4 protein-coding genes and 2 pseudogenes are annotated in these 5,048 nt (G+C 44.3%); 4 read left to right on the plus strand and 2 right to left on the minus strand.

Annotated elements, in window-relative coordinates:
- Both H6S82_RS17715 and H6S82_RS17720 read right to left on the minus strand, forming a co-directional pair.
- Window positions 1-597 (minus strand): annotated as a pseudogene (locus H6S82_RS17715) (Uma2 family endonuclease); the annotation flags it as partial.
- A gap of 89 nt (window positions 598-686) precedes the next feature.
- Window positions 687-1,670, minus strand: a complete 984-nt coding sequence (locus H6S82_RS17720) for a GntR family transcriptional regulator (protein ID WP_190464372.1) — start codon at window positions 1,668-1,670, stop codon at window positions 687-689.
- A gap of 824 nt (window positions 1,671-2,494) precedes the next feature.
- Here H6S82_RS17720 and H6S82_RS17725 point away from each other — a divergent pair.
- The 4 genes and pseudogenes from H6S82_RS17725 to H6S82_RS17735 all read left to right on the plus strand — a co-directional run.
- Window positions 2,495-3,253: a dienelactone hydrolase family protein gene (locus H6S82_RS17725; RefSeq protein ID WP_190464373.1), complete on the plus strand. Its 759-nt coding sequence runs from the start codon at window positions 2,495-2,497 to the stop codon at window positions 3,251-3,253.
- 109 nt (window positions 3,254-3,362) lie between these two features.
- Window positions 3,363-3,497: a hypothetical protein gene (locus H6S82_RS34095; protein ID WP_255512214.1), complete on the plus strand. Its 135-nt coding sequence runs from the start codon at window positions 3,363-3,365 to the stop codon at window positions 3,495-3,497.
- Window positions 3,498-3,510: 13 nt separating this feature from the next.
- Window positions 3,511-4,419 carry a S1 RNA-binding domain-containing protein gene (locus H6S82_RS17730; protein WP_190464374.1) on the plus strand — a complete coding sequence of 303 codons (909 nt, stop codon included), beginning with the start codon at window positions 3,511-3,513 and terminating at the stop codon, window positions 4,417-4,419.
- A 331-nt stretch (window positions 4,420-4,750) separates the two neighbouring features.
- A pseudogene (locus tag H6S82_RS17735) lies at window positions 4,751-5,048 on the plus strand (hypothetical protein); the annotation flags it as partial.

A 5,048-nucleotide genomic window follows, 5' to 3' on the forward strand; every position in this document is an offset into this window, starting at 1 on the left:
CAGGAGTTTTTGGGGGTTAAGTCTGAGTTTAATTGAACTAAAGTTTAACCAACTAAAAACCTGTTCGACTGTTAATTGCAACTCAATTCCATCCAGTACGGGTAACTGAGTAGAACCTGTAAAAATTTCTATTTTTTGACCCGGAAACATAGCTAGAATCGTTTCAGTTTCGGAGTCGATTAACCAACACAATTCAGTGCCATTACGCGAGCAATGCAATAATTTACTAAGCACTTTAGTTTGATTTTGCTCAGGGGAAAGGATTGCGATCGCCCAATCTGGATGAATTTCAAAACGGTTAGCAATTTTGCCAGATGGGAGAATGGGTATTCTTTCCCAGCGGAATACAGATATGTCAGGGATAATGGAGTCACCGCCAAAGGTGCAGCGTAGTTCTGGGAAAGCGTAGGCAATTTTTGGGGTTTCAGTTATTTCGTTGATAACGGTGCAAAGTTTAGCTTGTAGTCAGCTGTGTTCGCCTTGGGGCATATCTTTTTGAATGATTTCTCCATTGATAAATTCCGATCCTGGCTTAGTTTCCGGAAGTTTGAGGAACTCCTCTAGAATTAGTTTGGGTTTAATAATGGTTGCAGACATTGGTAATTTGTCGTTTGGGAGGGGATAGTTTAATTATGTGCGATCGCACCGCCATTGGGACAGGTAAAAAGTGCGATCGCTCCTGAATATCATCCCAATCCTAATTCGCGTTTGAGTAAATTAATCGACTTAACGCCAATGTAATTTTCGCAGCAGATTAGCTGAGGCGGACGAATCATATCGTCTCTGGCATCTGCAACTGTCGCTTTTACGGTGCTAAAACTAGCTTGATCGCTGATAATTGTTCTGGCACTGCGAACTAAGGCGTTAAGCTTGTAGGTGTCTCCGCGTTGAGCGGTCATGACTAGCAAATCGTCACCTCGGAGACTGTGAATTATGACTTCTGCGGCTCGCAGGATACCAGAACTGAGACTGACAAGACCGACGCAGCTGTCTTTTGGCAAGCTTTTGACCACCTGGATTTCCGAACTGTAGTCGTAGATATCGACGGGGATAACTCGGACTGATTTGGGTGCGACGATCGCTTCTGCTTCTCCGATAAAATAGCGACTGGTCACCACTGTACCACCATGAGTTTGGTCGAGAAATGCGCCTAACTCCTCCAAAGGCACGAGTTGTACGGGAATTTTGAGCGATTGTTCCAATTCCTGCACCATCAACTCGCCAACGCCAATATCCTGCTTGGGAGCTGTGACTAGCACTCTAGCACTGCAACGCAAGCGCCAGTCGATTTCTCCCAAAAAAAGCTCTCTGGCTTGGTTGAGAGTGCAACCTTCGGCAAGTAGTTTGTCCAGGCTTTCCTGTACGATTTTGTTGGCTTGGGGATACTGTTCGACGATCGGTGATTTTAGCCTCGATCCGCCTTCATTACCTTGAGCGCGGACGTAAATACCCGACCCCGCCAGAGACTCGACCAATCCGATGTCTTCTAAGTGACGGTATACCTTACTGATGGTGTTGCGATGCAGACCCGTCTGCATGGCTAATGCGCGGGTGCTGGGGAGGCGGTGTCCGGGGGGAAACTGGCGGGATGCGATCGCAAACCGAATTTGATTAAATAGCTGTGTTGATGCTGGGATTTCACTATCTGGCTGAATATGAAATTGAACCATCTTAGAGCCTCCAGGGACTCCGATCGAGTTTTTAAAGGGATAATGCGGCGGTAGGCACCATAAAATTGTGTTTTTGTCTATATATCCAGTGTATTGTTATCTTGCAAACAGCTTACCGCCTCTAGGGTAGGTAATCCGCACTTGTTAGCACAGATTATCTGAAACTGCATCATACCGAATACTGAGAAAAATAACATTACCAGAACGGGTGATCTATCGAAAATGGATATTCTGAATGCGATCGGTCAATCTTGGCTTTTGGAAAATTTATTGCTATGAGAGAATAAACTCACACTCATGGTTTATGCTGTGAGAGGTATTAAAAGTTCCTACGCTCGAATGCTAAAAATAGTCGCACAAATCGATACTTTTTTGAGAAAGTGCGGGCTCCGCTGAACAAAAGGCTGAGTTTGTAAGAGAATTTTTAAATATAGAAGCACAACATAGATATTAGTCAAAAAATAGTTCGCTTGGATTTTTATTTTAAATAAAGTATGACGATCGCCTAAATTATTGCTTATTATAATGGCTAATATCCACCCTGACGGGCAGGTGTAATAGAGTGGTTATTGGCATGAATATGTAACTTTTTATGGTAGTTTGATGCACAATTATTAAACCTGAAAAATTATTTCAGCTTTTGAAGCGTCTTGGAGGAAATGGAAGAGCAGTTATTCTTTCTACATCTATCTTGCGGAAGAATCGGGCGATCGCATACGCATAGACGCGGGTGAAAAGCAGAAAGGCGTACAAGAAGTGGCCGATCGCATTCGTAGCTTTCTCAATCTAAAATCTATACGGTGATATCACGAGGGTAAAACAGGATGGCAGACCTAGAGATTCGCACATCTAACGTTAAAATACCCAATGGGGAGTTGCAAATTGATGCGTACTATGCAGAGCCGATCGGCCAGGTGCCTTTCCCGGCGGTGATAGTATTCCAAGAGATCTTCGGAGTAAACGAACACATCCGAGACGTAACGGCACGAATTGCTAAGGAAGGTTACGTAGCGATCGCACCTGCACTCTTCCAACGCATCGCTCCTGGTTTTGAGACCGGTTACACTCCAGAAGACATTAAAATCGGCAGAGACTACAAGCAACAAACCAAAGCATCCGAGTTGCTCGGTGATATCCAGGCGACGATAGATTATCTCAAAAGCCTGCCCCAGGTAAAAGGCGATCGCATTGGCTGCATAGGTTTTTGCTTTGGCGGTCACGTGGCCTATCTTGCCGCGACTTTACCCGATATCAAAGCTACTGCCTCATTCTACGGTGCTGGTATCGCCAATTCTACTCCTGGTGGCGGCGAACCGACAATAACCCGCACAAAAGACATTAAAGGCATCCTCTACGCCTTCTTTGGTATGGATGATGCCAGCATTCCAGCGGAACAGGTCGATCGAATTGAGGCAGAGTTAGAGAAACATCAGGTTACTCATCGCGTCTTTCGCTACGATGGAGTTGACCACGGTTTTTTCTGCGATCGTCGCGGAAGCTACGATGCAGCAGCAGCTGAAGCTGCTTGGGCTCAGGTTAAGCAATTGTTTCAAACGAATCTCCTGGTAGCAAGTGGAAGTTAGTGAGGATGTGCCAGAGGTTGTAGAAGCTTTTCCCCGTTTAGAGGCCGAAACTGAGATAAAAACTTGTTACAGCCAAAGGTAAAATGCTTGGGGTAGCTGCCCTGGGAGTTTGGTCATAGCAAAAACAAGTTTAGCGATCGTATCAAGGCGATCGATCGTCAGTCAAGCAGTGCGATCGTTAAACTACACTATCAGCCGTGCCATCAACCCTGCCGCGCCAGCAACTAAATCAAAATTTACCTAGATCGAAAAGAAAGATGAAACCCAAATCGACGCCTTCTCAAGCCAATAACTCATCCTTTTCTATGGATGATTTTGCCAAAGCCCTCGAAACACACGACTACAACTTTGAAAAAGGGCAGGTGGTACGCGGCAAGGCGTTTGAATACGCCAGCGATGGTGTGTATATAGACATTGGTGCTAAATCCTCCGCTTTTCTCCCCATTCAAGAGATTATCTTAAAACGATCGACTACTTTGTCCGAATTATTACCATTAGGGGAAGAACGCGAATTTTTAATCATCCGCGAGCAAGATGCAGACGGACAAGTTACCCTTTCTTTAAAGCAGCTACAAATTAAGCAAACTTGGGATAAGTTGGCCGAAATGCAAGATAGCGGTCAAACAATACAAGTGAAAGTCACCGGTGTAAACAAAGGTGGTGTCACCGTCGATGTTAAGGGGGTACGGGGTTTTATTCCGCGCAGTCACTTAATAGATAAAGACAAGCTGGAGGAACTCATCGGTCAACCCTTAACTGCCAGCTTTTTGGAACTCGATCGCGAACGCGAAAAACTCGTTCTTTCCCAGCGCTTAGCCAGTCAATCCGCTCGCTTTAGCGAAATGGAACTGGGACAGCTAGTAGAAGGTAAAATTAGCGGTATCAAACCCTTCGGCTTATTCGTCGATTTGGGAGGTACTACCGGTTTGCTCCACATCAAACAAATCAGCCAAACCTACATTGAATCGCTGCCAAATCTGTTTCAGGTCGGTCAGCAGATTAAAGCAGTCATAGTCGATTTAGATGAAGGAAAAAGTCGTATTTCTCTTTCCACCAGAGTCTTAGAAAATCACCCAGGTGAAATGCTAGAAAACATGGCTGAAGTGATGGCTTCAGCTGATGCCCGCGCTCAACGCGCCAAGAAAAATATTTCAAATGCAACTTGAGCTTGCGGATTACCTGGGTAAAAGCTTAATATTCTAATCGGCTTCCTTGTCAAGCGGTCTGGTATAAATAAATTTAGCTCTATCAGATCGCTACGTTAACTTGGAACTCTAACTCCCACTTTTGAGATAGGCTATGTCTGTAGGTGACTGCGCTAACTCTCAACGGTAACTTAATCTATGTAGCGTTATACCAAGTTGCATTCTTACAAGTATATTTCTCTCGCCTTCTTTCCCTTCTGGAACGAGAATATTCAACATTCGATCGCAACTTGGTATTATATGGGTGCAACAAATCTACAGGTTTGATTAGTGTTATAAAGGTAGAGAAATCATGGCTAACGGAGATACTCGCTTAACCCTAGAACAAATATTTGATGCTAATTACTATCGCCTAAATAATCCAGACTTAGCCCAACTTAGCGATGATGAAGCCTTAAATCACTTATTAACATATGGATTCTTAGAAGCAGGTAGTATTCCATCAAGACTGCAATTTTCACCGTTTGTTGACTTTGAATATTATCGGAATAATAACTTAGATATCTCAGGGTTTTTCGACAACCGACAATTAGTACAACAGTTTTTAAACGAAGGGCTTTTCCAAGGGCGATCGTTCTCGCCCGTAGTCG

This window comes from Planktothrix sp. FACHB-1355 (assembly GCF_014748295.1).
In the GTDB taxonomy this organism is placed as follows: Bacteria; Cyanobacteriota; Cyanobacteriia; order Cyanobacteriales; family Aerosakkonemataceae; genus Aerosakkonema; species Aerosakkonema funiforme_A.